Source organism: Sulfitobacter sp. OXR-159, from assembly GCF_034377145.1.
GTDB lineage: Bacteria > Pseudomonadota > Alphaproteobacteria > Rhodobacterales > Rhodobacteraceae > Sulfitobacter.
In genome coordinates, this window is the sequence record NZ_CP139707.1 from 1,423,603 (window position 1) to 1,446,993 (window position 23,391).

Consider the following 23,391-nt stretch of genomic DNA (forward strand, 5'->3'; position numbering starts at 1 on the left):
CGGAGACTATGATGGCACAGCCTGACACGATACCCACGCGCCCCGCGTTCGACACACCCGAATGGCGCGACATCCGAGACGGAAAACTGCGCGAGTGGGTTGGCAATGACCAAGCCGTCGGCTTCCTGCTGCAATTCTTCGACCTTTGCGAAGTGATTGACGACCTTTGGGATGGCGACAAGGAGGTCACAAAGGCCGACCTGACGCGCATCCTGTTCGCAGTTATGACCGAATTGCCGCTCAACCCCTTCTTTGCCAATTACCGCAACGAGCTTGCGGCGGTGATGATTACTGGCATCAACGCTTGGCTCGATGCCAACGAGCTTGAGCAGGGTAGCGAGAACGACAAGGTGTTCAGCTATGTCCTGCGCGACTGGTACGCTGAGCTTATCGCCTTCGTGATCTACCTCACGCGCGGGCGGGACTACATGCGCTCTGTTAGCATGGATGTCCGTCAGTTCTTCACCCACCACGAAACCCTTGAGCAGTACAAGGAGGACTTGGCATGAGCGGGGGTGGCGCACCGAAACCTGATCCGCAGATGGGCGAAGCGGCGCGGATGTCAGCGGAAACCGGCCAGGAAATGATGGCCTTCATGAAAGATCAGGCAGAGATCACTAATAAGTGGGCCGCCGATGATCGGGCGCGGTATGAGCGGGACTTTGTGCCGTTGGAGGCCGAATATGCCGCCGACGCGCTGGCCGCCCAGGACAAAGAAAAGATCGGGCTTAACGCGGATCAACGCGCCTCTGAGGCCGTTGCCGACGTGCGTCAGCAGTTCTCCATGCAACGGGACGCGGACAACCGCCGCTTGCGCTCTATGGGCGTTCGACCCGATTCCGGTCGCGATGCTGCCCTTGCATCTTCGCGTGGCTCTGCCGAGGCACTGGCCACCGCCGGTGCGGCCAACATGGGCCGCCGACAGTCCATCCTGCAAGATGAAGCCAAAGCAGACGGTATGCGCGCCAATGCCATCAACATGGGTAAGGGCATGGCGGTCAACCCTGGCACAGCTATGGGGATCTCGAACGGTGCTGCTCAGGCCGGGTTTGGTGGGGCTATGTCCGGGTATGGGCAGCAGGCAAGCATTCTGGGCAAGCAGCACGACGCGCAAATGCAGGCGTGGAGCGCCGATCAGAACATGATGGGCGGTTTTGGTAGCGCGCTTGGGTCCGTTGTCGGCGCGCTGCCCATGATGTCCTCGAAGGATGTAAAAGAGGACAAGCGGCCCGCCAAGGGCAGCTTGGGCGCGATCCGCAAGATGCCTGTCGAGAAGTGGAAGTACAAGGACGGGGTTGCCGACAGCGGCGAGCATATCGGCCCCTACGCGGAAGACTTCGCCAAGGCCACGGGCAAGGGGGATGGCAAGACCATCGACCCCATTAGCATGATGGGCGTGACACTTGGCGCCGTTCAGGAGCTTGATAAGAAGGTCTCCAAGATGGCCGGAGGTAAATCGGCATGAGCGGGGGGTTCTTCGGAGGGTTCAGTCAAGGCTTCGACCGGGCAAAGGCGCGGAAAGAGGACAGCAAGCTGCGCTCGGAGGAAAACGCGCGTCAGGATAAATACCTCGACGTGCTTCAAAGTATGGGCGCAATACCGCCCGTGGTTCCCTCGGGAAGCGGATACGATGGTACAGGCACACCGCCGTTCATCCCCATGGGTGACGAGGAGCTTGCGGGCGGTGCTGGTAACGATAACTTGGCGCGCGCATCCACAAATTCCCGCCCAATGTCTTTGGGGGCTCGCCCGGGTGGCGGTCCTGTCGGGAAATAAGACTTTATTGAAGCAATGATGCCCCACGCTCTTCGCGTCTCAGAAGAAACAGGGTTGGACCCGCGCCTAATCATAGCGCAAGCGGCGCAGGAAACTGGCTGGGGCAAGTCTGCTCCGGGCAATAACTACTTCGGTATCAAGTCGCACGGAAAGGCTGGCGGTAACACCATGGCGACGAACGAGGTTATCGACGGAAAAACCGTGCGTATCAATGACAGCTTCCGTGGCTATCAAAACATGGGCGAGAGTGTCGACGGATACGGCTCTTTTCTGAAAGAAAATCCGCGATACAAGCCTATGCTGGCCGCTAAGGACTTGGATGGACAGTTGGTCGCACTGGGACGCTCAGGATACGCCACAGACCCAAATTACGAGCGTAGCGTAGGCTTAATCGCGAGATCCATTGAGTTGCCGCAGCGGCAAGCGGAACCACCCAAAGCCACCGCACCTGATCGAGCCGCCATGCGGGCACAGTGGCCAGAATTTGCAAGTGTTCCCGACGCGCAATTGGACGCGCTTTTAGGGAACGAGAAATTAGGTTTTGGCGCAAAGCTGCGCCCCATGGGCGTCGGCCCGGTGTAAGGAGATTGTCCCATGGTTTCGATAGTATCAGGCTTCGTTGATGGATATTTCAAAGGCAGAGATTGGCGCGATGAGAAAGAAGATCGCGAACTAGATCGCGCTCGCCAAGAGCGCTTAGACGCCCTCAACGAAGAAAAGCACGGCGCGCAGATGGCTGAGTATGAGCAGATGTCTGGGCTGCGCAACAGCCGAGAAGCTCGTGCCTCCGCCACTCACGGCAACCAGATGGATGAGTATGAGTACGCGGCCGCAAAGCGCGCAGAGAAAGACGCACGGGAGGCTCAGGAACGGGAGTTCTTGCGGGGTCAGGCCGAGATGCTTGAACAGGCAAGAGAGCTAGGCGCTGTTCCACCTAATCCAGCCGCGGCTCAGGGTGGGCGCGCGGTTAACCCTAGGGTGGATCCAAGATCCTACCCGCTCGGGGTTGTCGAGCGTGGCGCTGATGGGTCTCCGTCCCAACGCCATCCGTCTGTATCTGCGCGGCATGAATTGAGCCTCGGTGCACTTGCCCCATCAGTTGCACCACAGCCCACAGCACCTGCCAATGCTGTGCCGCCAACCGCGTCTGGCGAAAGCGATGCAGACTTTGCAACGCGCGTTGCTGAGGCACGTGAACGCACTAATCAGGTGCTACGCAACACCGCGCCCGGTAGCGCGCCCTCTGGCGGAAATATTGCTGCTCCGCAAGCTGCACAACAGCCGACAGGAAGCACCGTCGGCTCTCCTTCAACATCCATGGGGGCTATTCCAGAGGAACCGCTTCAGCCGCTGGCCGGAGGTGAGGGGAGCGATAATCTCGCAGGCGACACTGCTATCGGGGCCGCCACAATCGAAGCGCAACAAACGCTAGAGTTGGCTCACAAGTCTGGCGCCGTCCTTGGCCTGCCAGCCGGGCAAAACTACACCCCGAAGCAAATGAAACGCGCGGAAACCGAGTACGTCGATCGTTATCGTGAGATTTCGCGAAACGCCGTGAAATTCTACATGAAGCGAGGCGAGCCTGAAAAAGCCAAAGCCTACGTGGAGTTCGTGGATAGCCAGATCGGGCGTGAAGTTATTCTGGACAACGCCCGAGCCGCAGCCGCTTATCACCTGGGTGATTTTGATGGAGTGATTAAACACTCGCTTTCAGCCGCGAAGCGGGCAGGGACGATGGACCCAAGCCTAACCGTGGATGAAGAGGCAACGAGGTTCATCACCGATGCCCAAGGCAACCCCATTGGCGGTATAGCCGTGTACAGCGATGGCGGCGGAAACGTGTTCGAAAAAAGGTTCGATGACGTCGATGAGATCATGCGGGAGCTCACTCTGCTAGCTTCGCCCAGTATGGCTGTTGAGAAGATGGTTGCCGGAAAGCCTGCGCCTCTCTCGACGCAGGGTAAGGTGGCGCGCGATGTGGAAGCTGGGCACTTGACAGAAGAGCAGGCGGCGTCTGTTCTTGACCCTGCACCCGATGAGTATGCTCGTTACGTTAGGGATGAGGTGGAGGCCGGTCGCGAACCTCTTAGCCGGATTGATTATGCTCAGGCAAAAAAGGGCAACGGCGTTTCGGTAACCTCGCCAGATGGCTCAATCATCAGGGTTGGAGGTAAGCAGGAAAAGCTGAACGAAGGCGAGAGCAAGACCCTCGTCTATGCGACAAGAGCGAAGGGCGCAATCAAGTCCCTTGATCAATACGACAAGGCACTTTCTAACCGCTGGGAACGTTTGGCTGAATTGGATCCGACAGGCTTTGCCCGGGAGTTTCAAAGTGAAGACTTCCAGCTGGCTAAGCAGGCCGGTGATGAGTTCCTGCAGGCCATTTTGCGCAAGGACACCGGCGCCGCGATTACCGAACAAGAGCAGGAACTTTACGGGAAAACATATCTTCCACAACCGGGAGACAGTGAAGCGCTACTGCGACAAAAAAGAGAATCTCGCCAACGGGCAATCATCGCTCTCGAGTCTGGCATGACGAGAGATATGCTCGATCGCCTCGCCGAGACAGAGAAGGCAAGTCTGTATGCCGATGTCGCAGATGGTGGTGCTGGGGGTGGGGGGCAAACACAACCAGCAACGCAAAATGAACCCGAAGCTGCTGTCATCAACAGCGACGAAGAGTATGACGCCCTTCCATCAGGTGCGATGTTCACCGGCCCGGACGGGTCAACACGGAGGAAGCCATAATGGCTGGTTGGAAAGACGCTGAAATGGTTCAGAACACAATGCCGCCGGCTGAGCCGACTGACGAACCGAAACCTCGCTGGATGAGCGCGCCGATTGTGGAAAGGGCAGAGGTATCTGCGGCTAAGCCCGAGGCATCTAAGCCTCGTTGGATGGAAGCCCCTGTGGTTGAGAAGCCTCCAGCCGCTAGACGTGAGGCAATGATCGAACGTGCGCAAGCTGCAAAAGCAGGGGTGCTCGAACCTTCACCTGAAAGTTTGCAGCGCGCAGAACATGCGAATCGCATAGCTTCGCCTGGCATCCCGAAGCCTGACTTGGCGCAAATTCAGTCTCAAATTGACGCAAGCCAAGACCGTGACGCTACGGCTGCTGCACTGTTGAACAAAGCGGGTGAGAGTTTGACGCTCGGAATCGTTGGGGACGAAGCGGCTGGAGCCTTTGACGCTGCTATAGGGCGTGGTGATCGAGACGAAAGAACGAAGTTCTATCGCGACCAAGAATCGAAGCTTGAAGAGGACCATCCCGGCCTGTCGCTGGCCGCAGACGTCGCGCCGGCCTTCATCCCCGGCTTAGCGGCAGCTGGTGCTGTAAAGAAACTGGGCAACATCACAGGCAGAACTGTCGCGGGGGGCATCGCCGGCGCTGCTGCTGGCGGCACCATAGGATATATGGAGGGCGAGGGTGACGATCGCGCCAAAAGCGCAGCAACAAGTGCTATGTTAGGTGGGTTGTTCGGGTCTGCTGCGCCAAAGGTCACCGACCTCGCTGCCTCTCTACCTGGAAGGGTGAAGAACCTCTTTGTGCGAGGCGCACAGCGACCCACAGTCGATATTCTCAAAGCATCTAAAAACGCGGCATATAAGGCGGCAGACGACGCTGGGGAGGTATTTGATGGAGAGACAATGGAGCAACTTGCCATTCACGTCCGCAAGATGTTTGAGGAAAATAACTACGTTGAAGAGACAGACAGCGCTCTTAGGGCGACCTTAGAACTTCTTGGTCGAAGGTCGGGAAAAGATACCACGCTTACGCAGCTTGATCGTATCAGAAAGAACCTTTGGAAGCGGTACAGTAACGCTAAAGATCAGCCGCAAATATTGGATGCTATTGCGTCTATTGATCATGTGATCGACAAAAAGGGAAACGCTAGCGATCTTATGGGAGTCGCCCGCGCTGCAAACGCGAAATATGCCAAAGCACAGCTCTTGGAGGATGCATTTACGAAAGCGCGAGATCAAACGGCGGCATCCGGTTCTGGCGGGAATATTGTTAACAAATATCGTCAGGCAGTCACGTCAATTATCAACAACGAGCGTAAATCGAAGTTCTTCAGTCAAGGCGAGATCGAGATGATGCGCGCTTTTGTCAGGGGGAATAACGCGGAGAACGCCAAGCGTTTATTGGGCAAGCTATCCCCTTCTGGGAATGGGTTGATGATGGCGCTACATGTCGTCGGCGGTGTGGCCAGCAGCGGGGCTACAGTGCCGCTCATGGTTGCGGGTTCTGCCGCGAAGGTAGCGGCGGACAAGTCCGTGATACGTGGGGCAAACGAAATTCAGGATTTCGTAGCTGGTATGCCTCGAATCGCACCGAGGAACTCTACTGGCGCCGCTTTGGCGTTTGGTGCCGCCCCCGCCGTAGAAGAACTAGGAACCGAGACGCGAAGTAGGCTGTCCCGAGGCCAATAAGTGCCCCGACAAGATCAAGGCTAAGGTTATAGAAGAATGGTGAGCCAAAATCTTGAGCTAGGTATCCGAGACCAAAAAGGCTGCTAAACACCACCGCGAACCAAGTGGAACCCTTTGGTTCCACCCCACTATCGCATTCTTTCCGATACAGATTCACACCCCACATCGACATGACGATGATGATCCATGCAGCTACGATAGCGGCGGGAAATGCTATAGGGTCCAACACTTATCCTTTTTACTACGCCTAGAAAGGTAAGGTTGGTGTGACGAAAGATCAAGATTGTTGATCGTAGCCAAGGGCCATCTTGTGCTGGGCTGCTTACCTTTCCGGTTTTATGCGGTGGGCGACGGTGCTTCGGTCACCAACAGTATCGGGGCTGGGATCGCTGGCTTCACTGAAGGAATCCAGCAGCAACTTATGTTTTTTGCTTAACGCGGCAAAACGACTGGATAGGTCGTCAATATTAGCCTCGGGATCTTTGTACCCTGCGATTAGTACATCCATCTCATCCAAGATTTTCTTTGATCGTTCCCAGATATAACTCCAATCATCGACAGGAGGAGGGGGAAACTTCTCCTCAAGCGCCGCGACGATTTCGGCAGTTGTTGATCGATTGCTTTCGTCAGCTGCTGCCTCAATCCGCGCTTTAAGGTCAGAAGGCATCCTGAAATTTACCTGGACTTGCTTAGAGGCTGGTGGCCGGGCCATGCGATTCTCCTACTCGCAAGCAACATGCTTTATTTTTCTCTTGACGCAAGGCGTAGCATAATGCTTTATAGCTATATGCTTTATGAAAGGACGAAGCGATGCAGACGATAATGCCAGCAAGCGGAGGAGAGGGGGTGGTTCAGACAAGTATCAGGATGCCGCTATCCCTGCGGGAGTTCCTACGTGATGAGGCAAGAACGAAAGGTCGTTCACTCAATACGCACATTATCATGTGCTTGAATGAGCGGAGAGCGGAGGGCGATCAAGCCACCTCTCAAAAATAAAGGCCGCTGGAGCGGGAACTCCGGCGACCTTCGATGAAAACTCAACCTATCAAAATTGGAGTTCAGCAATGGACATAGCATCACAGACGAAGAAAATCAACCGCCGTTCGTTATTCGCGGCAATCCCAGCCCTTGCAGCCACAGCCACAGCAGCCCACGCGCTTGAGGTGGCTCAGGCCCCAGTTCATGATGAACCCATCATTGAATGGTGCGAGCAGTGGAAAGCGCTTCGAGGCCAAATCAACGAGACAGAGGGTGATCCCGACACTGAGTTGCTGGCCCTGCAAAAGCTTGAAGAGAAAATCTGCACAGCAAAGCCCACATCAATGGCAGGTGCTGTTGCGCAGCTTGAACACGCCTTGGACAACTTTGGTGAGTACGTGACCGGCAATGTCTGGAAGGATTTGGACAACCAGTTGTTCAACAACCTGTTGGGCGCTCTTAAAGCGGGGGTGGCATAATGGGTATGCAGATTATGCCGTTCGAGTTTAAGGGCAACCCGGTTCGCGTTCTTGAGATCGACAGCGACCCATGGTTTGTGGCTAAGGACGTGGCCGATGCTCTTGGTTACGCCAATAGTCGGAAGGCCGTACAGGACCACTGCCGCAAAGCGCAAGCGGTGGGGTCCCTAAATCAGGGACCCCTAGATGTAGGGGGGTCACGTTTCGTTACCCCCTCCGATCTGGACCCTCAGACTAAGATCATTCCAGAGGGTGACGTGTATCGCCTCATCATCCGGTCAAATCGACCAGAGGCGGAACCGTTCGAAACACTTGTCATGGAGGAAATTCTACCCACGATCCGCAAGACGGGATCGTACGGCTCGCCAGCTAAGGTGGACTATAACGACCCGGCTTTGCAGCTAGGTATGATCGAGCATTTGAGGGTGGAGGCTGAAACAGCAAAGGCAAAGGTGCTTGAACTGACGCCAAAGGCGGCGGGTTACGACAAGTTAATGAGCGCTGACGGCCTGTATGGCTTGCAGAATGCGGCCCGCGCACTTTCGGCACGGCCAAACTTGTTCATTCGATGGCTCAAACAGACCTACTTGTTCTATCAGGGTCAGGCTTTGGTCCCGCGCGTCCAGTACACGCAGCGCGGTCTGTTCGAAGTTAAGACCGTCATTGTGGAAGATAAGGCCCGTCCGACAACGTACATCACGCCGAAGGGGCTGGACTTCTTCCGCGGGAATATTCCGGGTGATTTGCTGATCGGGGGTGCGTCATGAAGCGCCGCAAGTTCATGGCCGCGACTTCTGCGGCATCGCTACTACCAGTCACTGCCAACGCCACGCAGGCAGAGGATCTGACCGTGGGTCAGCAGGTTCAGCACCATATGCAGGCTATCACTGACCTGATCGGGCAGGGCGCGGAAGATATCGAGATTGATGGCGTGTGCTGGTTCGTATGTGAGGGACGAGCACATAGCTTCTGGGCAAGCGGCCGTTCCGGTCACAACCGAGCGAACTTCCGCCCCGACATGTTTGATGGGTGGAAGGTTACAGAGCTCAAATTCGTGGAGGCAGGTTGATGGCTGTCGCAAAAAAGAACGAGGAACTTTCAATCGACGCGCTCAAGCAAGGGCGCGTCACTCTAAGGCTAATCGGCACGACGCCATTCTACTTCAACGCAATGAGCGCCAAGGCGAAGCGATCCCTACTGATCGGTGGGGGCAAGAAAACCGCAGCCGAGCGGAAGCAATTAAAACACGATCCTGAACAAGAGTTTCGGGACAGCGTTTATCGCCAACCAACGGGAGATACCCTTTTGTGCTTTCCTGCTCCGGGCATCAAGGCGGCCATGGCGACGGCGGCACTGGAAACGCCAGGTGTTACAAAGACGAGCGTTCAGCGACTGATTTTTCTGCCCCAACAGAAAGTTAGTATCTGGGGCAAACCTCTGCTGAAGATGGATGTGGTGCGATCCGCCGATATGAACAAAACGCCCGATGTTAGGACACGGGCTTTCCTTCCACGCTGGTGCGCCGAAGTAGATATCGCGTTCGTTACGCCGACGCTGAGCGTTCACTCTATCGTGTCGCTGTTGTCAAACGCTGGCGTTGTCTGCGGGATCGGCGACTTTCGCCAAGAAAAGGGCAAGGGTTCGTTCGGCACGTTCGCTGTATCCGGCGAGGACATGGGCGACTGGCAGGAAGCATGGGACGAAATTACACAAGAGGGCCGCGACGTTCAGCAAACCGCTTTGGATGATCCTGAGTTTGCAGATCAAGACACTGCGGACCTGATGGAAGTCCTCGAAGATGAAAGGCTTATTCGCAGAGGATGATCGACACAGACGTTCGGCGGTCTCTAAATTAGTCGTACACGGTAAGGCGGTCATGGCGTGGCGGGGTGAGTAGTGGAAAGGCATGGCGTGGCAGGGCTCGGCGGTCGAGATACGGTTTGTTGAGGCAAGTTACGGTTTGTTGGGGCAGGGCGCACCCGTCATTCAGCATAAAGGAGAAGGCAATGGCTCAGTTCACATCAAAGGACCGGCAGCGCATCATTGATGAATATCTGGCGGCAACCGGCAGAAACATGTTTGTTCCCTCAGAGTTTATTGACTGGCTGGAGATTAATCCAAACCACGAAGCTTATCCTTGGTTTTTTGCAAAAGACGACGCCGAGGCGGCGCGCGAATACCGCATCGGTTTGGCCAGACAGATGGCAAGCGGATTGCGGATCATTTCCAAGGTTCAGGTGCCAGAAAGTAAATCGGTCACCGTTCGGGTTCGGGAATATCCTGCGATGGTTTCACCAATATCGGGTCGCAAGTCTGGGGGCGGATATGAACCGTTCCACCCCGACGATCCGGTTATGGTGCAAGAACTGCGCAGGCAGGGCGCTCAGGCGCTACGGGCGTGGCTCAACCGCTACCGAGGGGTAATGGAGGATAGTGGGACCAATCTATCGTCGGTAGAAAAAGTCGTTGCCCAAATTGAAAGCAGCGTGGGGGATGCAGCCTAGCACATGAACCCGGCGCCAGCGATGAATGGTAGGAGGACGAACTTGCGTTTGTTTCGTTCCCACCACTTGTCGAGGGGGTGCTGGGGGTTCTTTGGGTCATAATCCATGAGAGTATATAAAGGCGCTCAGGGGCGTTCTGGCAAGGTTGAAATGATCAACTGTTCTTTTGACTCAACCCACATAAGTCGCGCAGGCTTGAATTCTATTACAAAGGGATTCGATTTATGGCTTGCTACATTGTCACGTATGACTTGAACAAAGAAACAAAACGACCAAATATATTGAAAGATATTAAAGGATTAGGTGGTTGGGCTAAGCTTTCTGAAAGCTCCTATGCCGTCAGCACTTCGAAGACACCATCGGAGGTATTCAATCACCTGAAGAAACACATCGACGGAAACGATAATCTCTACATCATCAGCCTATCGAGGCCGTTTTTCGGACAGGGGCCGACGGATGTGAATGAGTGGTTGGAACGGAACTTGCCTTGGTGATATCGACCAAGGTTCCATCCAGCGTATCCAATCGCCGCTGTTCCTCATCTGTATCTGGGATGAGGAGCGCGGCTCCGTCATGTATCATTACTCTCATAGGTGTTATGATACCCCACGCGTCGGGGAAATCAACGCTTTTGCGTTTTGGCTAGAGTGCAGGACGAAGGTTTCTGACTGAAAAAAGGCGCAACAGTCAGAAAATCTTTGGGGGAGTTTAGCTGCCGCGCATAAAGCTTGCAGCGCCAGCTATACCACTACTCATTGTATCAATATCTTTGTCTTCGAACTTTCGGAACGCTCCAACGAAAAGTGCGACAGTGATCGTAGTTATTGAAAGAATAGGGGTAACAAGCATCGCAACTGAAAAAGCCGGTCCCACTAACACAAATGGGCCCCAGAACACGATGTGCGCAAGGTGCCAAAGCAGGCTTGCCATACCTACAATAACGAGACAGCCTGCGCCGACTGCAATCCAGCGCAACCAATATCGTTGCCCGGCCTCGCGGGTAAGGAGTTTCCGTAGCGCTCTTTCCGCCTCAAGAAGCTCAAATTCAAAGTCCTCTCGCCTGCCATTCTCGGGGCCATTTGAAGGAGGTACTACATCCGCTGCGTTGGGTGGGATCTTAGTCATGCGCAGCTGCTTCAGCCTTCTTTCGTAGCTCGACGTAATGACCCTGAATGAGCTCGTCAGGGATCTTAGCGTAGCTTCCGCCCATACGACTAGCGACATCCCAAGGCCCATTAGCTACATGAGTCATGTCAGATAGTCGGAAGGCGGGTAATTTTCCGTATATCTCCCATATTTGGTCAAGCAGAGCTTCATCATTTGGGTGAAACATACAATTTGGAACTGTGGTTACGGGAGATTTAACCGCCACTCCTTGTTTTCGGAAGTCGCTGTACACTTCAGGGATCACGGGGCCGTATTGCCAAGCTTCAATGCGATTTGAGAACAAAGGCGTTCCCTGTGTCTCCAGATGCCAGCCGTGAGCGATATAGGTTAGCTTGAGTAGGGACATGATGGACAGAGTTTTACCCTCCCGCTGGGCGCGGGTGACAAACCAGTTTGCGATTTGGCGAGCGTCATAAGTCATAACAACCTCCTAGCTCATCATATATAGGCATAGTCAACGGAATGCTAATGCAAGAAGGACCACAATGTTTGCCAGTTAAGGGCAAAGCGTTCCAACAACGACTGCTACAGATTTAAGTCCCGTAGTGTGCTAAACTTGTCTGACGAGCCAAGCCTCCTCTGGTGCATGTCCCGCTCGGGTAGCGTCACTGTAGTAATCGGTAATGCTCGATATAGCTTGGTGCAGCGCATAAGGCACATCATCCCAGGTCGATCGGCTCTGGTGATACGGCGTTGCTTGGATAGGCGTATGTATCGCATGGCTGCGATAGTATATCGCCCTCTCACTGGTCGGGAGGCGAGACACTTGTACCGTGACAATTGCTTGCAACTCTCCCACGCGAAATTCGTAGACACCCAAGTCGTCGTCACGATGAACGATAGTAATCAGATCGTCGTCTAGTGCATCCTCAATATCCCAGCCCAAAATACTCACCTTCAAATGCTTTGGATCAACAAACAATATGGAGGTCAAAGCATCCAAGTCGCGATTCCCACACCACCGCACTAAAGCCTTTTGTCCCACCTTGCTCAAGTCCCACAAAATGGTACACTTAATGACTGATAGGCGGCGCAGGATGTGGCTGCCATAGACCCCCAGAACCAGAGGGAAGCTATGGCTAAGGACATCATGACGCCCGATATACCGACGATTGAGAACATCCGGGGCAGTGCCGCCGCCCTCAGAGGTCTCCCCCAAGATGAGCCCCCTGATATTGATGGCGTTGCGCTGAAATGGGATGCCACGGTTGATGGGTTCATCTTCCCGCGGCGCCATGCAGCTAAGGTGCTGGCCGCTTTGGATGTGTCATCGTATGGGGAGGCGAGCAACCTTGCGCGCGAGATTGACGGAGCGGCAGCTCAAGTCAACGCCAATCCTTCCACCGCTCAGGCTGAAGCCGGAAATTACCGCAAGGGGCGATTCAAGTGGAACGGTTTGGATTTGGTTATCGAAACGGCCAAAGGCGGCGAGCGCCGCGGTATCGGTCCAGACGGTAAAGAATGGTCTGTCACAATGCCGGCGCATTATGGGGATGTGAAGCTCACCACCGGCGCCGACGGTGATCCGCTGGACTTTTATATGGGCGATCATCCTGAGAGCGACATCGTCGTAATCGTAAATCAAATCGACCTTCCTGATGGTGCCTTCGATGAGCACAAGCTGGTGCTGGGCGCTTTCGACGAAGATGAAGCCCTGAAGATCTATGAAGACGGGTTTTCTGACGGGAAGGGTTCGGATCGCATAGGTTCCTTTACCACGTTGAACGTCGCCGCATTGAAGGAATGGATTGCCTCTGCTGACATGTCCAAGCCGACGCAGCCGGTCAAATGGCGATCGACAGACGACAAGGCCACAATGAGTGACGAGGGTTCACTCTTGCCCATGCATAAGCTCGTCGACGCCATGCGAGATCAACGCATTTGGGGAAGTGAATACGGGCTTTTCTCACGCGACCAATGGCGTGAGCTCGTCAGTAAAGCGCGGAAGCGCGCAGACCTAATGGGAGAGGGCATCGCAGGCGATGGTGCTCGACTGACAACACGTGATCAAGTGAATGGCGCGGTCGGAAAGATACTCCGAGAGCAAGGTGGAGCGATCACTATCGGTAAGAAGGATTGACCTCGCCGTAGGGGGGGAACCCATCGGTGTAGGCAACGCAATCCGGCGGCGATGGCAGCGCGGCCGGTTAGGGGGTTGGATCGGTTGGTTCGATGGTGCGGTCCAACCCCCACCAAAATCAATTTCCACTCAATCCTGTTTATCAGTTGGTGGCGCTATCTGTTTCGGTTTTTCGTCGGCTTCGATCTGATTCACAGTCACGTTGCGTCTTGTCGCGGTGCGAACCATCTGCACAAGATTGGCGAGCGGTTTGCCTTTTTCACCAGCTTCTTCGGCTAATGAGAGCACTTCACTTGTTGCTGCAACAAAGGTAGCGAACCTGCCTTTTTCCTTTAGGGCTTCATTCTCAGCCCTCGCCAGCCAGTATAGGACGCGGCGCTTGTGGTGGTCGTCAAATCCGGATGAGTCCGTCACCGCTCTGCGCGCGTTCGACAGGTGGTCAAGAACCAACGCCCTATCATCTCCACTCCATTTCACTTCATTGAACAAGGCCTCCTCTTCTTCATCAATGAAGTGGTTATCGAGGCTGTTTGAAAGATAGAGTTGCTGTAGGAGATCGAGCGATTTCTTCACAGTCGCTGCGCCATTGCTTATGGCTTGCCTGTGAATTTGCTCTAGTAGTTCTTCATAGTCTTCCGATTGCGGAAGCCTTCTACTAATAGCCTGAAGCGCTCGTATATAGATTACGGCTTGAGTTTTGGTCTCGGCATTTAGGGCCCCGTTTGGGTACGCGTCTGCTGCGTTCTGGAGTTCAATCAACGTAAATTGGAACGCCGAATCCGCGTCTTTGGGCAGCCTGTCAAAAAAGCTCATTTCGATGCTCCTGCAGCAGGAGTCTCTAGATCAGGATCATCATGGGGGCGGTAGGTGTTAATATTATCGATCTGGTACAAATTGACTATCCTTTAATGGGGGCTGCGTTTTTCAGAGAGAATATAGTTATGTCGGATCTCAAATATGCATTTGAGAATATGATCGGAGGATCGTCTTTGACAATCGGGCTACTACTTCCGTGGCGGGGTATCTGAGGGATCTTTGGCCCCTTTGGGCCGCGTATCTGCGTCGGGGGAAGGTATTTTTACGGTATATTCGAACGGCGAAGCAGTATCGGGGTGGCTAACTGGATCACCTTCCCGGGGGATTTTCTGTTCCAACGACTTTATAAAAGATACGAGTGCTTGGGATGTTTCAAACCACTCCTGAGTCTGCTCCATTTCCGCTAACCTGTCGGCGGTTTGTTCAATCAACTCTGCGAGTTCTGAGAATGTCGGTAGCGCAGGGTACTTTTCTTGCAATGCGGACACGATTTCGCTGTTCATGCTGCGCCCCTCCGCATCAGCAGATTTCTTGATACGGTCACGCAGATCAGCGGGCATTCGGACCATCGTTCCCACTGTATCGCCATCACCGATTCTGCCAGCCACCATCTTCAACTCCTTTTTTGACACTACTGTGTTTTTTTGGGTTGACGGTCAAATGATTTACTGTAGTGTCATTACTACGGTAGTTGCATAGGATCGATTATGGCAAACATACAAGGGAAAGTAGGGCAGGGGGTTGTGCCCGTGACTTTGCGTCTCCCCGTTGACCTTAGAGATGAGGTTAAAGCGCAAGCGGATGAAATGGGTCGTAGCATGAATACCCATATTCTTATGACTCTGAAGCAATCTCTATCGGCGGAAAAGCCCGCCACCGCCTAGAAACGAAAAAGACCGCTCGGGACTGCAATCCCATGTGAGCGGCCTTTGAACCCAAACTTGCTAGAAAGGATGTTCAGCAATGAATATACGCACACATACCACCAAAATCAACCGCCGTTCGTTATTCGCGGCAATCCCGGCCCTTGCAGCCACAGCTACAGCAGCCCACGCGCTTGAGGTGGTTCAAACCCCCGTTCATGATGAACCCATCATTAAATGGTGCGAGCAGTGGAAAGCGCTTCGAGGCCACATCAACGAGACAGAGGGTGATCCCGACACTGAGTTGCTGGCCCTGCAGGAACTCGAAGAGAAGATCTGCACGGCAAAGCCCGCCTCAATGGCTGGCGCAGTGGCCCAGCTTGAACATGCCCTGGACAACTTCGGTGAGTACGTGACCGGCAACGTCTGGAAGGATTTGGACAACAAGCTGTTCAACAACCTGTTGGGCGCTCTCAAAGCGGGGGTGGCATAATGGGTATGCAGATTATGCCGTTCGAGTTTAAGGGCAACCCGGTTCGCGTTCTTGAGATCGACAGCGACCCATGGTTTGTGGCTAAGGACGTGGCCGATGCTCTTGGTTACGCCAATAGTCGGAAGGCCGTACAGGACCACTGCCGCAAAGCGCAAGCGGTGGGGTCCCTGAATCAGGGACCCCTAGATGTAGGGGGGTCACGTTTCGTTACCCCCTCCGATCTGGACCCTCAGACTAAGATCATTCCAGAGGGTGACGTGTATCGCCTCATCATCCGGTCAAATCGACCAGAGGCGGAACCGTTCGAAACACTTGTCATGGAGGAAATTCTACCCACGATCCGCAAGACGGGATCGTACGGCTCGCCAGCTAAGGTGGACTATAACGACCCGGCTTTGCAGCTAGGTATGATCGAGCATTTGAGGGTGGAGGCTGAAACAGCAAAGGCAAAGGTGCTTGAACTGACGCCAAAGGCGGCGGGTTACGACAAGTTAATGAGAGCTGACGGCCTGTATGGCTTGCAGAATGCGGCCCGCGCACTTTCGGCACGGCCAAACCTGTTCATTCGATGGCTCAAACAGACCTACTTGTTCTATCAGGGTCAGGCTTTGGTGCCGCGTGTCCAGTACACGCAGCGCGGTCTATTCGAGGTCAAGACCGTCATTGTGGAAGATAAGGCCCGTCCGACAACGTACATCACGCCGAAGGGGCTGGATTTCTTTCGCGGAAAAATTCCGGGTGATCTGCTGATCGGGGGTGCTGCATGAGCAATACACCTAAACGCACAGTGCAGATGTCTCAGAATGATTATGTTTTGTTCGGCCTAATCTCTGAAATATTAAATGATGATGAGCGGACCGAATTGATTGAAATGCTGACCGACTATCAAAATGCAGAAATCGAAATGAAGGATGTCTTTCGTAAGGTCATGCTGAACCATGAGGCGAGGTGGGAAGCATTTCACAAGGTTAAGTCTGCAAGTAAGTCGGGAGGTGTATCATGAAGCGCCGTAAGTTCATGGCCACTACCTCGGCCGCATCGCTACTACCAGTCACTGCCAACGCCACGCAGGCAGAGGATCTGACCGTGGGTCAGCAGGTTCAGCACCATATGCAGGCTATCACTGACCTGATCGGGCAGGGCGCGGAAGGCATCGATATTGATGGCGTGTGCTGGTTCGTATGTGAGGGGCGGGCGCATAGCTTTTGGGCAAGCGGTCGGGCCGGTCACAACCGAGCGAACTTCCGTCCCGACATGTTTGATGGGTGGAAAGTTTCAGAGCTCAAATTCGTGGAGGTAGGATGATGGCTGTCGCAAAAAAGAACGAGGAACTTTCAATCGACGCGCTCAAGCAAGGGCGCGTCACCCTTCGAATTAGCGGCAACGATAGCAGTAGCGGTAACTACCCCGCCATAGGGTAGTAATGCGGCCTTGATCCGCCGCGCGCTCATAGCTGTCTGACCTCCGGAAGTAAGCAAAGGATATCCCGTGACCAAGAATAAACTCACCGACCTCAACGATCACCTTTTCGCGCAGCTTGAACGTCTGTCAGATGAAGACATGGATGAAAAAGCAATCGCCAAGGAGGTTCAGCGCGCCAGTGCAATGGTTTCTGTCGCCGACAAAATCACCAGCAACGCCGACTTGCAACTAAAAGCTGCGAAGCTCTTTGCGGAGCACGGCGAGAAGGTACTGGGGCACCTTCCTCAGATTGGAGGACCGAGACAATGAAAGGCCGCACTATTCCATACAGTGCAACCGAACTGGCGTGGATCAAGGCCAACAGCAAGCGATTACGCCCAGAGGCTCACTCCGAGTTCTGTGACCGCTTTGATCGTCAGGACGTGTCTTTGTCCAACTTCAATTCGCTCTGCAAGCGCAAGGGCTGGATGACAGGCCGGACGGGGAATTTTGTGAAGGGGCAGGCACCACACAACAAGGGTAGGAAGATGCCCTTCAATGCGAATAGCGCAAAGCACCGGTTCAAGAAGGGGAACCTGCCCCATAACACGAAATACCTCGGACATGAGCGTTTGAGCAAAGAGGGTTACGTCGAGATCAGCGTGGACGAACCCAATCCGCATACGGGCTTTGAGCGGCGCTACGTTCTGAAACATCGCCACCTTTGGGAAAAGAAGCACGGCCCAGTGCCGGAAGGCCATGTGCTCAAAAGCATCGATGGCGACAAGGCTAACACCGACCCAGCGAACTGGAAGCCGATCCCCCGAGCGCTGCTGCCGCGGCTGAGCGGTGGGCGTTGGTACAAGCCATATGACCAGTATGATCCGGAGGTTCGCCCTACGGTTCTAGCTTTGGCGCAGTTGGATCACGCAGCGCGGAGAGCGTCGAAGCGGGGTAGTGGGAGAGGTTCGACATGACCAGAACCCACTTCACACCCCGAAGCATTATCAATCTGGCTTTGAGAGAGGCCCTTGATAGCATTGCGTCCGCTCAGATCGATCCATGCGCCGGCACAGCCGTATTTAACATCATGGCGATTAATCCACGACCATCTACAGCCTCCAATAGTAGATGAGCCTAACCGCAACAGATCGTGTGAGGATCATGTTATGGCTGAGTGCCAACTACCGCCCCCAGGGTTAATCCGTCAACTACTCAATTATGACCCCGACACCGGAGTTTTGACTTGGAGATACCGGCCGGTTTCATTCTTCAGAGGTGATACTAGTGCTCTGAGTCTGACACTTCCTACCTGTTTCCGCGAGTTTCATCGAGCTTGTCCAGCGCGCGACGTTCCCGGGTGAGGATATCCTCTGCGGTTTTGGTCCATTTGAAGGGCCTTGGCTTCTCGTTGTGGTGGGCCAGATAGTCGTAGATCGCGGCCTCAAGATCATCGACGCTGGAATAGCTGCCGCGCCGGATGCGCCTTGATGTGATCTCGGCAAAGAAGCGCTCCACCAGGTTCAGCCATGACGCGCTGGTGGGCGTGAAGTGCAGCTTGAAGCGCGGATGCTTTTCGAGCCAGGCCTTTACCTCAGGCGTCTTGTGGGTGGCGTAGTTGTCGAGCACCAGATGCACATCGCGCCGCGTGGGCACAGCCTTGTCGATCTGTCGGAGGAATTTCAGGAACTCCTGCGCACGATGGCGTGGCATGCAATCGCCAATGACGGTGCCTGATTTCACATCCAGCGCAGCAAACAGCGTGGTCGTGCCATGGCGTTTGTAATCGTGCGTTACGGTCGCGGCACGGCCCTTCTTGAGCGGCAGTCCGGGCTGGGTGCGATCCAGCGCCTGGATCTGGGATTTCTCATCGACGCAGAGCACCACGGCACGGTCTGGCGGGTCGAGGTAGAGCCCGACGATATCGGTGACCTTCTCCTCGAACTTTGGGTCGTTCGAGACCTTGAACCCCTTCGTGAGATGCGGCTTCAAGCCAGCTTCTGCCCAGATGCGGCCGACGCTCGACGGCGAGATGCCCATGGCTTCGGCCATTAGCGCGCGGCTCCAGTGCGTTGCATTGGGCGGGGTTTCCTGCACCGTCTTGGCGATCACCTTCAGCCTTGTTTCCACGGGCAAAGGCGGCACCCGCGAGGGTCGCGTCTTGTCACGCTTGAGACCGGCCACGCCCTCATCGAGATACCGCTGCTGCCAGCGCCAGACCGTGGGTTTCGACGTGCCCGCGCGTCGCATAATCTCGAACGTGCCATGACCGTCCGCTGTGGCCAGGACGATCTCGGCCCGCCAGACAAGCTTGCGCGCAGTGTTGCGGTTGCTGATCAGGGCTTGAAGCTCAGTACGGTCGGCGGGGCCAAGGTAAAGGCAGATGTCATGGCGTCTCATGCCTCAAATATGGCACATCACGTTGCCGATGGGAATCTCCTGTCAGGTGGAGAACACTAGGTGGACTGCTGATCAGACCTGCAAGCGATGGAATACAAGATATGCCCAAAAAGAAGCATTCACCGCGCTAAACAAGGGCTACAGATATGGCCGCATCTTCATGAAAAACCATCTTGCCCACCGGGTTATTTGGGCCATCGTTCATGACCAATGGCCAGATTCAGAGATCGATCACATAGACAGGGATCGTCAGAACAACAGGATATGCAATCTCCGGCTAGCAACGAGGTCTGAGAATGCTGCCAACCAATGCATGAGATCCAACAACCGGAGCGGCTTCAAGGGGGTAACTTGGAGCAAGGTTGCTAAAAAATGGACGGCTGAAATTTCCTTTAACAATAAGAGAAACTACTTGGGCTTATTTGAGACCAAGGAAGAGGCCGCTTTGGCCTACAAGAATGCCTCTGAAAGGCTGCACAAAGAGTTCTCAGGAATCATGGGTCGATAATCCCAAGCTCAACGCGCGCCTGCGTTCAGAAGTGACCCAGCCTGTCTACAACTAATCTAGTCAAGACGGGGCTTATGGTGTAATTACAAGGGCAACAGACGCGCAGGACGTGCGGCAATCAGGTGGGTTCTACCCACGAAACGGTTGGAACACGTCGCATGTCTTATCTTCCTGACCTTAAATATCGGCCAAGCGTGGTATCGCCATGATCCCGGGGTGCTTTGATTGGCCGGAACAGTATGCCGGTGACACTGCGCCGTGGCAGAAGTTCACGCTGCGCGAAAAAGGCGAACCAATTTCATTGGTCGACGCCGTGATCGTGATGCAGGTGCGGAAGCACCCCAAGAAAGCCCCGATCTTAGAGAACACCTCGGTCGCATCAGCCGGTATCGAGATCCTTGATGCAGTAGAGGGAGTATTCCGGGTCGGGGGATACGAGAACCCCGATGTGAACGACGTGTATGTCTATGACATCCAGCTCACCTATCCGAGCGGCGAGGTTAAGACCCCCTTGCGCGGCCAATATCCAATCCTAGGACAAGTAACGAAGCAGGGAACGCCATGACAGGCTCGGTAGAAGTATTTGTTGAACAGTCTGGCGATGTGATCGTTGATGTGAGCCCCGTCGGGTCCAAGGGCGACATCGGGATCGGTATCAAAAGCATCGTATTTGACGAGGTAACGGGACGTTGGACTGTCACGCTCACCAACGATGTGGAATACGAGACAGCGAGCGTCACTGAGGCTCTGGAAACCTATGAGTTAAATGCTGCGAACAGCGCCAGTGCGGCGGCCACTCAGGCGGGGGTTGCGACGACGCAGGCAGGCATTGCCACTACAAGGGCTGGCGAAGCCGCCGGAAGCGCCAGCACAGCAACCACGCAAGCTGGTATTGCCACAGGCGCTGCTGGGACCGCAACGGCGCAAGCAGGGATTGCAACCACACAAGCCGGTGTTGCTACAACGAAGGCCACCGAGGCAGATGGTAGCGCCCAGCTATCGCGAGACTGGGCCGAGAAAACCTCTGAGCCAGCTGGTCCTGATACGATGTCCTCTCGGACTGCCGCTGAGATCGCTATTTATTCTGCATTGTCTTCCCAAGATTGGGCAGAAGGCACGGAACCCGGCGACCCAGGCACGAAGTCTTCTAAAGTGTGGGCGCTAGAGTCCTCTGATAGCGCAGACGCAGCAGCAGCGTCCGCAGCACAGGCGGCGCTTTATGACGGGCCGAAGTTCAACACAATCGCGCTCATGGCGGCAAACGATGCGCTGACAGACGGCAAGCAGTGCGTCGTATGGGATGGCTTCAACGGCGAGCCTGAGACGTTCGTTTACGACGCGGCCAGCACGGTCACGGCTGACGGGGCGCTTGTTGTGGATGCAGCAGGCATGGGCGCGGGGCGGCTGGTATCCAAGCGAACGGTCTATGCAGGTTACGCCGAATTTGACGCCGACGTGCGCGACATGCCTGACGGTACATTTCTCCAAATCCCGAGCCTAAATGTGGCTTACGAGGCGTTGTCTTCTGGCGGGAACCTTACCACATCATCCGGAAAGCAGCGCCGCTATATTAATAATGGATATATCAACGTGCGCGGTTTTGGTGCCGACCCATATGCAAGTGAGGCGGTGAACACGGCGGCATTCCAGGCTGCCATTGACGCCGCGTTGTCTGACCGGACAGGCTTTACAGGGTATGTTGCGTCTTCTGCCGCCTACGGAAATGCGCAGGTTTTCATCCCCAAAGGTCGGTATTCCGTGGGGGAGTTGGTTTTCGGTTCGTCGGCAATAGGATTTTCATTCGTCGGAGAGGGAAAGTTCGCTTCGACTATCGAATACAGCAGCGATAGCGGGTCATTCATTTCATCCTGCATTCCCCAGGTGGCGTGTCGTTTGAGGTGAAGATCGCCTGTATCCGATCGCTAGACAAGGATTTTCTGCCGCAAGCGGCACCTGCGGTCGCGCAGACTGCTGGATCTGGACGGATCAGACCGCGAAGCCGCTGTTTCCTTGCCCAGGGGCGGCGTTTTTCAGCGCAGCGGACAGATCTGTCCAGCCGCTTTCGTTCAGTTTGAGCGTGGATCGCGATCATGCGCATAGCGGTGGCGCTCGCAATCGGCGGATAGCGGCGAGGATGGCGCGTACCATCGTGCCGGTGACAGCGACCTCGGCCAGCTGGAAGGTGATGGTGCGGGCGTGACGGACCACACGTGCCCCGATCTTGATCAGCTTCAGTTGCAGGCTGGTCAACGACCAGTCGGCCATGGCTTCGGGCAGCTCGATGCAGCGCAAGAAGGTGGCCAGGTTGTACGCCAGGGCGTGCAGTTGCAGCCGCACCTCATTGTCGCGGAACTTCCGGCACGACAGCCGCGTCCAGCGAAAGGCGTATTTGCCCTCTTTGATGTGCTGCTCGGCGGTGCCGCGCTGGTTGTAGAACCGCACCACCCAGTCCGGCTCCATCGGCAGGTTGGTGACGATGAAGCCGACACGCGGGAACAGTTCGCCCGGATGCCATTCGATCTTGGCGATCACCCGGCGTTCCTTGTCCCAGGACGCCGCCTGATACTCGAATTCCTCGAAGAACCGCTTGACCTTGGTCAGTGACGGCCGCCCGACAGGGCGCGTTAGCCGATGCGCGATCTTGTCCTTGAGGACCGCGTTTGCGGGCAGCCGGATGGCGTAGAAGAACCGCGCTTCTTCCAATCGCTCATAGATCGCCGGGATCGCGTAGGCAGCATCGGCCCGGAAGAACCTGCCACCAAGGTCGCGCTCCGCGTAGCGCGCAATGACGGGGTCGAGAACATCACGCCAGCCATCGGCGCTGTGGACGTTGCCATGGCGCAGGGCGCAGCGTTCCAGCATCCCGAACTGGTTGAACAGAAAGTTGGGGTGATAGCAGCTACAGTCGAAATGGCCATTCCAGGCGGACCCTTCCTGGTCGCCATGGGTCGGGCTGACCGAGCTGTCCATGTCCAGAACGATGTACTTCAGCCCGTTACGGTCATGGAACCGGTCGATCCATTGCCCGTTCAGGTCGGCCAGCGCGGCACGGTTCCCGGCCAGAGCCAGCGTCTCGGTCTCGAACCGTCCCATCTGCGATGCCGAGGCCGCTTGTGCATCGACCGCTCTGCCGCCGACAACTTGGCGCATGACCGGATCGCAGGCGAGACGGTTGGCGTCGTTGACATCCTCGTATCCGGCCAGCCGCCCAAAGACTGATTGCCGGAACAGGCCGTCGAGCCGATGGACCGTGTTCTTGCCAGAGCGAGTATCGCGCAGCGCCGCTGACGCCAAATCGGACAACCCGAGCGCGTCATCAAGCTCGCGCATCACCAGAAGGCCGCCGTCGGAACTGAGCTGCGTGCCGCGAAATTCCAGCCGCACGCGAGGGTCGAAATCCACCCGATCTGCCCGTTGCAAGCCCGCACCCTCTGGGTGATCCATGAAACGCGCCCCTCGCAGCCTTCAACACCATGTTTTATATAGGAAATAT

31 protein-coding genes are annotated in these 23,391 nt (G+C 55.4%); 23 read left to right on the forward strand and 8 right to left on the reverse strand.

Annotated elements, in window-relative coordinates; genetic code table 11:
• Window positions 1–11: 11 nt before the first annotated feature.
• From T8A63_RS07320 to T8A63_RS07340, 5 genes are all read left to right on the forward strand, one after another.
• The gene (locus T8A63_RS07320; RefSeq protein WP_322345367.1) at window positions 12–509 is read left to right on the forward strand and encodes a hypothetical protein; all 498 of its coding nucleotides are present in this window, start codon (window positions 12–14) and stop codon (window positions 507–509) included.
• On the forward strand, window positions 506–1,465 hold the full coding sequence (locus tag T8A63_RS07325; protein WP_322345368.1) for a tail fiber domain-containing protein: 960 nt from the start codon (window positions 506–508) through the stop codon (window positions 1,463–1,465). Before T8A63_RS07320 ends, T8A63_RS07325 begins: the two co-directional genes overlap by 4 nt.
• A gap of 329 nt (window positions 1,466–1,794) precedes the next feature.
• Window positions 1,795–2,358, forward strand: a complete 564-nt coding sequence (locus T8A63_RS07330) for a glycoside hydrolase family 73 protein (protein WP_322345369.1) — start codon at window positions 1,795–1,797, stop codon at window positions 2,356–2,358.
• 12 nt (window positions 2,359–2,370) lie between these two features.
• Window positions 2,371–4,524 carry a hypothetical protein gene (locus T8A63_RS07335; RefSeq protein WP_322345370.1) on the forward strand — a complete coding sequence of 718 codons (2,154 nt, stop codon included), beginning with the start codon at window positions 2,371–2,373 and terminating at the stop codon, window positions 4,522–4,524.
• Entirely contained in the window at window positions 4,524–6,209 is a 1,686-nt protein-coding gene (locus T8A63_RS07340; RefSeq protein ID WP_322345371.1) for a hypothetical protein, read from the forward strand. The genes T8A63_RS07335 and T8A63_RS07340 overlap by 1 nt, the downstream gene beginning before the upstream one ends.
• A gap of 322 nt (window positions 6,210–6,531) precedes the next feature.
• Here T8A63_RS07340 and T8A63_RS07345 read toward each other — a convergent pair whose 3' ends face one another.
• Entirely contained in the window at window positions 6,532–6,921 is a 390-nt protein-coding gene (locus T8A63_RS07345) for an Arc family DNA-binding protein (RefSeq protein WP_322345372.1), read from the reverse strand.
• A 155-nt stretch (window positions 6,922–7,076) separates the two neighbouring features.
• Between T8A63_RS07345 and T8A63_RS22395 the strand changes: the two genes are divergently transcribed.
• From T8A63_RS22395 to T8A63_RS07375, 7 genes are all read left to right on the forward strand, one after another.
• Window positions 7,077–7,205, forward strand: coding sequence for an Arc family DNA-binding protein (locus T8A63_RS22395; protein ID WP_416153245.1), 129 nt, complete (start codon window positions 7,077–7,079; stop codon window positions 7,203–7,205).
• 68 nt (window positions 7,206–7,273) lie between these two features.
• Window positions 7,274–7,666: a hypothetical protein gene (locus tag T8A63_RS07350; protein ID WP_322345373.1), complete on the forward strand. Its 393-nt coding sequence runs from the start codon at window positions 7,274–7,276 to the stop codon at window positions 7,664–7,666.
• On the forward strand, window positions 7,666–8,433 hold the full coding sequence (locus tag T8A63_RS07355; RefSeq protein WP_322345374.1) for a BRO family protein: 768 nt from the start codon (window positions 7,666–7,668) through the stop codon (window positions 8,431–8,433). The genes T8A63_RS07350 and T8A63_RS07355 overlap by 1 nt, the downstream gene beginning before the upstream one ends.
• Window positions 8,430–8,735 carry a hypothetical protein gene (locus T8A63_RS07360; RefSeq protein WP_322345375.1) on the forward strand — a complete coding sequence of 102 codons (306 nt, stop codon included), beginning with the start codon at window positions 8,430–8,432 and terminating at the stop codon, window positions 8,733–8,735. Before T8A63_RS07355 ends, T8A63_RS07360 begins: the two co-directional genes overlap by 4 nt.
• Window positions 8,735–9,490 carry a hypothetical protein gene (locus tag T8A63_RS07365; protein ID WP_322345376.1) on the forward strand — a complete coding sequence of 252 codons (756 nt, stop codon included), beginning with the start codon at window positions 8,735–8,737 and terminating at the stop codon, window positions 9,488–9,490. The genes T8A63_RS07360 and T8A63_RS07365 overlap by 1 nt, the downstream gene beginning before the upstream one ends.
• Window positions 9,491–9,672: 182 nt before the next feature.
• The gene (locus tag T8A63_RS07370; protein ID WP_322345377.1) at window positions 9,673–10,170 is read left to right on the forward strand and encodes a hypothetical protein; all 498 of its coding nucleotides are present in this window, start codon (window positions 9,673–9,675) and stop codon (window positions 10,168–10,170) included.
• Window positions 10,171–10,394: 224 nt separating this feature from the next.
• Window positions 10,395–10,664, forward strand: coding sequence for a hypothetical protein (locus T8A63_RS07375; RefSeq protein WP_322345378.1), 270 nt, complete (start codon window positions 10,395–10,397; stop codon window positions 10,662–10,664).
• Window positions 10,665–10,878: 214 nt separating this feature from the next.
• On the opposite strand, the gene T8A63_RS07380 is transcribed toward T8A63_RS07375, so the two are convergent.
• From T8A63_RS07380 to T8A63_RS07390, 3 genes are all read right to left on the reverse strand, one after another.
• Window positions 10,879–11,295 (reverse strand): hypothetical protein, encoded by a 417-nt coding sequence (locus T8A63_RS07380; RefSeq protein WP_322345379.1) that lies wholly within the window; start codon window positions 11,293–11,295, stop codon window positions 10,879–10,881.
• Entirely contained in the window at window positions 11,288–11,758 is a 471-nt protein-coding gene (locus T8A63_RS07385) for a Panacea domain-containing protein (RefSeq protein ID WP_322345380.1), read from the reverse strand. Before T8A63_RS07385 ends, T8A63_RS07380 begins: the two co-directional genes overlap by 8 nt.
• A gap of 129 nt (window positions 11,759–11,887) precedes the next feature.
• On the reverse strand, window positions 11,888–12,280 hold the full coding sequence (locus T8A63_RS07390) for a hypothetical protein (protein WP_322345381.1): 393 nt from the start codon (window positions 12,278–12,280) through the stop codon (window positions 11,888–11,890).
• Window positions 12,281–12,412: 132 nt separating this feature from the next.
• On the opposite strand from T8A63_RS07390, the gene T8A63_RS07395 reads away from it, so the two are divergent.
• The gene (locus tag T8A63_RS07395) at window positions 12,413–13,417 is read left to right on the forward strand and encodes a hypothetical protein (RefSeq protein ID WP_322345382.1); all 1,005 of its coding nucleotides are present in this window, start codon (window positions 12,413–12,415) and stop codon (window positions 13,415–13,417) included.
• A 129-nt stretch (window positions 13,418–13,546) separates the two neighbouring features.
• Here T8A63_RS07395 and T8A63_RS07400 read toward each other — a convergent pair whose 3' ends face one another.
• Together T8A63_RS07400 and T8A63_RS07405 are read right to left on the reverse strand one after the other, a co-directional pair.
• Window positions 13,547–14,230 carry a hypothetical protein gene (locus tag T8A63_RS07400; RefSeq protein WP_322345383.1) on the reverse strand — a complete coding sequence of 228 codons (684 nt, stop codon included), beginning with the start codon at window positions 14,228–14,230 and terminating at the stop codon, window positions 13,547–13,549.
• A gap of 191 nt (window positions 14,231–14,421) precedes the next feature.
• Complete coding sequence (locus T8A63_RS07405; RefSeq protein ID WP_322345384.1) at window positions 14,422–14,844, reverse strand: Arc family DNA-binding protein; 423 nt, start codon at window positions 14,842–14,844, stop codon at window positions 14,422–14,424.
• A gap of 96 nt (window positions 14,845–14,940) precedes the next feature.
• On the opposite strand from T8A63_RS07405, the gene T8A63_RS22400 reads away from it, so the two are divergent.
• From T8A63_RS22400 to T8A63_RS07435, 7 genes are all read left to right on the forward strand, one after another.
• A complete protein-coding gene (locus T8A63_RS22400) occupies window positions 14,941–15,117 on the forward strand; it encodes an Arc family DNA-binding protein (protein WP_209218948.1) in 177 nt (58 codons plus the stop codon).
• 79 nt (window positions 15,118–15,196) lie between these two features.
• A complete protein-coding gene (locus T8A63_RS07410) occupies window positions 15,197–15,589 on the forward strand; it encodes a hypothetical protein (protein ID WP_322345385.1) in 393 nt (130 codons plus the stop codon).
• Window positions 15,589–16,356 (forward strand): BRO family protein, encoded by a 768-nt coding sequence (locus tag T8A63_RS07415; RefSeq protein WP_322345386.1) that lies wholly within the window; start codon window positions 15,589–15,591, stop codon window positions 16,354–16,356. Before T8A63_RS07410 ends, T8A63_RS07415 begins: the two co-directional genes overlap by 1 nt.
• A complete protein-coding gene (locus T8A63_RS07420) occupies window positions 16,353–16,592 on the forward strand; it encodes a hypothetical protein (protein WP_322345387.1) in 240 nt (79 codons plus the stop codon). The genes T8A63_RS07415 and T8A63_RS07420 overlap by 4 nt, the downstream gene beginning before the upstream one ends.
• Window positions 16,589–16,894, forward strand: a complete 306-nt coding sequence (locus T8A63_RS07425) for a hypothetical protein (protein ID WP_322345388.1) — start codon at window positions 16,589–16,591, stop codon at window positions 16,892–16,894. Before T8A63_RS07420 ends, T8A63_RS07425 begins: the two co-directional genes overlap by 4 nt.
• 183 nt (window positions 16,895–17,077) lie before the next feature.
• A complete protein-coding gene (locus T8A63_RS07430) occupies window positions 17,078–17,320 on the forward strand; it encodes a hypothetical protein (RefSeq protein ID WP_322345389.1) in 243 nt (80 codons plus the stop codon).
• The gene (locus tag T8A63_RS07435) at window positions 17,317–17,967 is read left to right on the forward strand and encodes an HNH endonuclease signature motif containing protein (RefSeq protein WP_322345390.1); all 651 of its coding nucleotides are present in this window, start codon (window positions 17,317–17,319) and stop codon (window positions 17,965–17,967) included. Before T8A63_RS07430 ends, T8A63_RS07435 begins: the two co-directional genes overlap by 4 nt.
• A 331-nt stretch (window positions 17,968–18,298) precedes the next feature.
• On the opposite strand, the gene T8A63_RS07440 is transcribed toward T8A63_RS07435, so the two are convergent.
• Window positions 18,299–19,390, reverse strand: a complete 1,092-nt coding sequence (locus T8A63_RS07440) for an IS630 family transposase (RefSeq protein ID WP_067931132.1) — start codon at window positions 19,388–19,390, stop codon at window positions 18,299–18,301.
• Here T8A63_RS07440 and T8A63_RS07445 point away from each other — a divergent pair.
• The 3 genes from T8A63_RS07445 (at window position 19,374) to T8A63_RS07455 (ending at window position 21,800) form a co-directional block, all read left to right on the forward strand.
• On the forward strand, window positions 19,374–19,898 hold the full coding sequence (locus T8A63_RS07445) for an HNH endonuclease (RefSeq protein WP_322345391.1): 525 nt from the start codon (window positions 19,374–19,376) through the stop codon (window positions 19,896–19,898). The genes T8A63_RS07440 and T8A63_RS07445 overlap by 17 nt on opposite strands.
• Before the next feature lie 205 nt (window positions 19,899–20,103).
• Window positions 20,104–20,463 (forward strand): hypothetical protein, encoded by a 360-nt coding sequence (locus tag T8A63_RS07450; protein ID WP_322345392.1) that lies wholly within the window; start codon window positions 20,104–20,106, stop codon window positions 20,461–20,463.
• Window positions 20,460–21,800, forward strand: coding sequence for a hypothetical protein (locus T8A63_RS07455; RefSeq protein WP_322345393.1), 1,341 nt, complete (start codon window positions 20,460–20,462; stop codon window positions 21,798–21,800). Before T8A63_RS07450 ends, T8A63_RS07455 begins: the two co-directional genes overlap by 4 nt.
• A gap of 186 nt (window positions 21,801–21,986) precedes the next feature.
• Here the strand turns inward: T8A63_RS07455 and T8A63_RS07460 are convergent, their stop codons facing one another.
• On the reverse strand, window positions 21,987–23,342 hold the full coding sequence (locus T8A63_RS07460; protein WP_006473457.1) for an IS1380-like element IS1247 family transposase: 1,356 nt from the start codon (window positions 23,340–23,342) through the stop codon (window positions 21,987–21,989).
• Window positions 23,343–23,391: the final 49 nt, after the last annotated feature.

Coding starts and splice junctions, on each gene's coding strand:
- T8A63_RS07450 (WP_322345392.1), top strand. CDS start 20,104: ATGATCCCGGGGTGCTTTGATTGGCCGGAACAGTATGCCGGTGACACT.
- T8A63_RS07405 (WP_322345384.1), bottom strand. CDS start 14,844: ATGGTGGCTGGCAGAATCGGTGATGGCGATACAGTGGGAACGATGGTC.
- T8A63_RS07435 (WP_322345390.1), top strand. CDS start 17,317: ATGAAAGGCCGCACTATTCCATACAGTGCAACCGAACTGGCGTGGATC.
- T8A63_RS22400 (WP_209218948.1), top strand. CDS start 14,941: ATGGCAAACATACAAGGGAAAGTAGGGCAGGGGGTTGTGCCCGTGACT.
- T8A63_RS07380 (WP_322345379.1), bottom strand. CDS start 11,295: ATGACTAAGATCCCACCCAACGCAGCGGATGTAGTACCTCCTTCAAAT.
- T8A63_RS07460 (WP_006473457.1), bottom strand. CDS start 23,342: ATGGATCACCCAGAGGGTGCGGGCTTGCAACGGGCAGATCGGGTGGAT.
- T8A63_RS07345 (WP_322345372.1), bottom strand. CDS start 6,921: ATGGCCCGGCCACCAGCCTCTAAGCAAGTCCAGGTAAATTTCAGGATG.
- T8A63_RS07410 (WP_322345385.1), top strand. CDS start 15,197: ATGAATATACGCACACATACCACCAAAATCAACCGCCGTTCGTTATTC.
- T8A63_RS07375 (WP_322345378.1), top strand. CDS start 10,395: ATGGCTTGCTACATTGTCACGTATGACTTGAACAAAGAAACAAAACGA.
- T8A63_RS07350 (WP_322345373.1), top strand. CDS start 7,274: ATGGACATAGCATCACAGACGAAGAAAATCAACCGCCGTTCGTTATTC.
- T8A63_RS07320 (WP_322345367.1), top strand. CDS start 12: ATGGCACAGCCTGACACGATACCCACGCGCCCCGCGTTCGACACACCC.
- T8A63_RS07370 (WP_322345377.1), top strand. CDS start 9,673: ATGGCTCAGTTCACATCAAAGGACCGGCAGCGCATCATTGATGAATAT.
- T8A63_RS07415 (WP_322345386.1), top strand. CDS start 15,589: ATGGGTATGCAGATTATGCCGTTCGAGTTTAAGGGCAACCCGGTTCGC.
- T8A63_RS07395 (WP_322345382.1), top strand. CDS start 12,413: ATGGCTAAGGACATCATGACGCCCGATATACCGACGATTGAGAACATC.
- T8A63_RS07325 (WP_322345368.1), top strand. CDS start 506: ATGAGCGGGGGTGGCGCACCGAAACCTGATCCGCAGATGGGCGAAGCG.
- T8A63_RS07455 (WP_322345393.1), top strand. CDS start 20,460: ATGACAGGCTCGGTAGAAGTATTTGTTGAACAGTCTGGCGATGTGATC.
- T8A63_RS07425 (WP_322345388.1), top strand. CDS start 16,589: ATGAAGCGCCGTAAGTTCATGGCCACTACCTCGGCCGCATCGCTACTA.
- T8A63_RS07360 (WP_322345375.1), top strand. CDS start 8,430: ATGAAGCGCCGCAAGTTCATGGCCGCGACTTCTGCGGCATCGCTACTA.
- T8A63_RS07445 (WP_322345391.1), top strand. CDS start 19,374: ATGTCATGGCGTCTCATGCCTCAAATATGGCACATCACGTTGCCGATG.
- T8A63_RS07420 (WP_322345387.1), top strand. CDS start 16,353: ATGAGCAATACACCTAAACGCACAGTGCAGATGTCTCAGAATGATTAT.
- T8A63_RS07400 (WP_322345383.1), bottom strand. CDS start 14,230: ATGAGCTTTTTTGACAGGCTGCCCAAAGACGCGGATTCGGCGTTCCAA.
- T8A63_RS07355 (WP_322345374.1), top strand. CDS start 7,666: ATGGGTATGCAGATTATGCCGTTCGAGTTTAAGGGCAACCCGGTTCGC.
- T8A63_RS07385 (WP_322345380.1), bottom strand. CDS start 11,758: ATGACTTATGACGCTCGCCAAATCGCAAACTGGTTTGTCACCCGCGCC.
- T8A63_RS07365 (WP_322345376.1), top strand. CDS start 8,735: ATGGCTGTCGCAAAAAAGAACGAGGAACTTTCAATCGACGCGCTCAAG.
- T8A63_RS07335 (WP_322345370.1), top strand. CDS start 2,371: ATGGTTTCGATAGTATCAGGCTTCGTTGATGGATATTTCAAAGGCAGA.
- T8A63_RS22395 (WP_416153245.1), top strand. CDS start 7,077: ATGCCGCTATCCCTGCGGGAGTTCCTACGTGATGAGGCAAGAACGAAA.
- T8A63_RS07330 (WP_322345369.1), top strand. CDS start 1,795: ATGCCCCACGCTCTTCGCGTCTCAGAAGAAACAGGGTTGGACCCGCGC.
- T8A63_RS07340 (WP_322345371.1), top strand. CDS start 4,524: ATGGCTGGTTGGAAAGACGCTGAAATGGTTCAGAACACAATGCCGCCG.
- T8A63_RS07440 (WP_067931132.1), bottom strand. CDS start 19,390: ATGAGACGCCATGACATCTGCCTTTACCTTGGCCCCGCCGACCGTACT.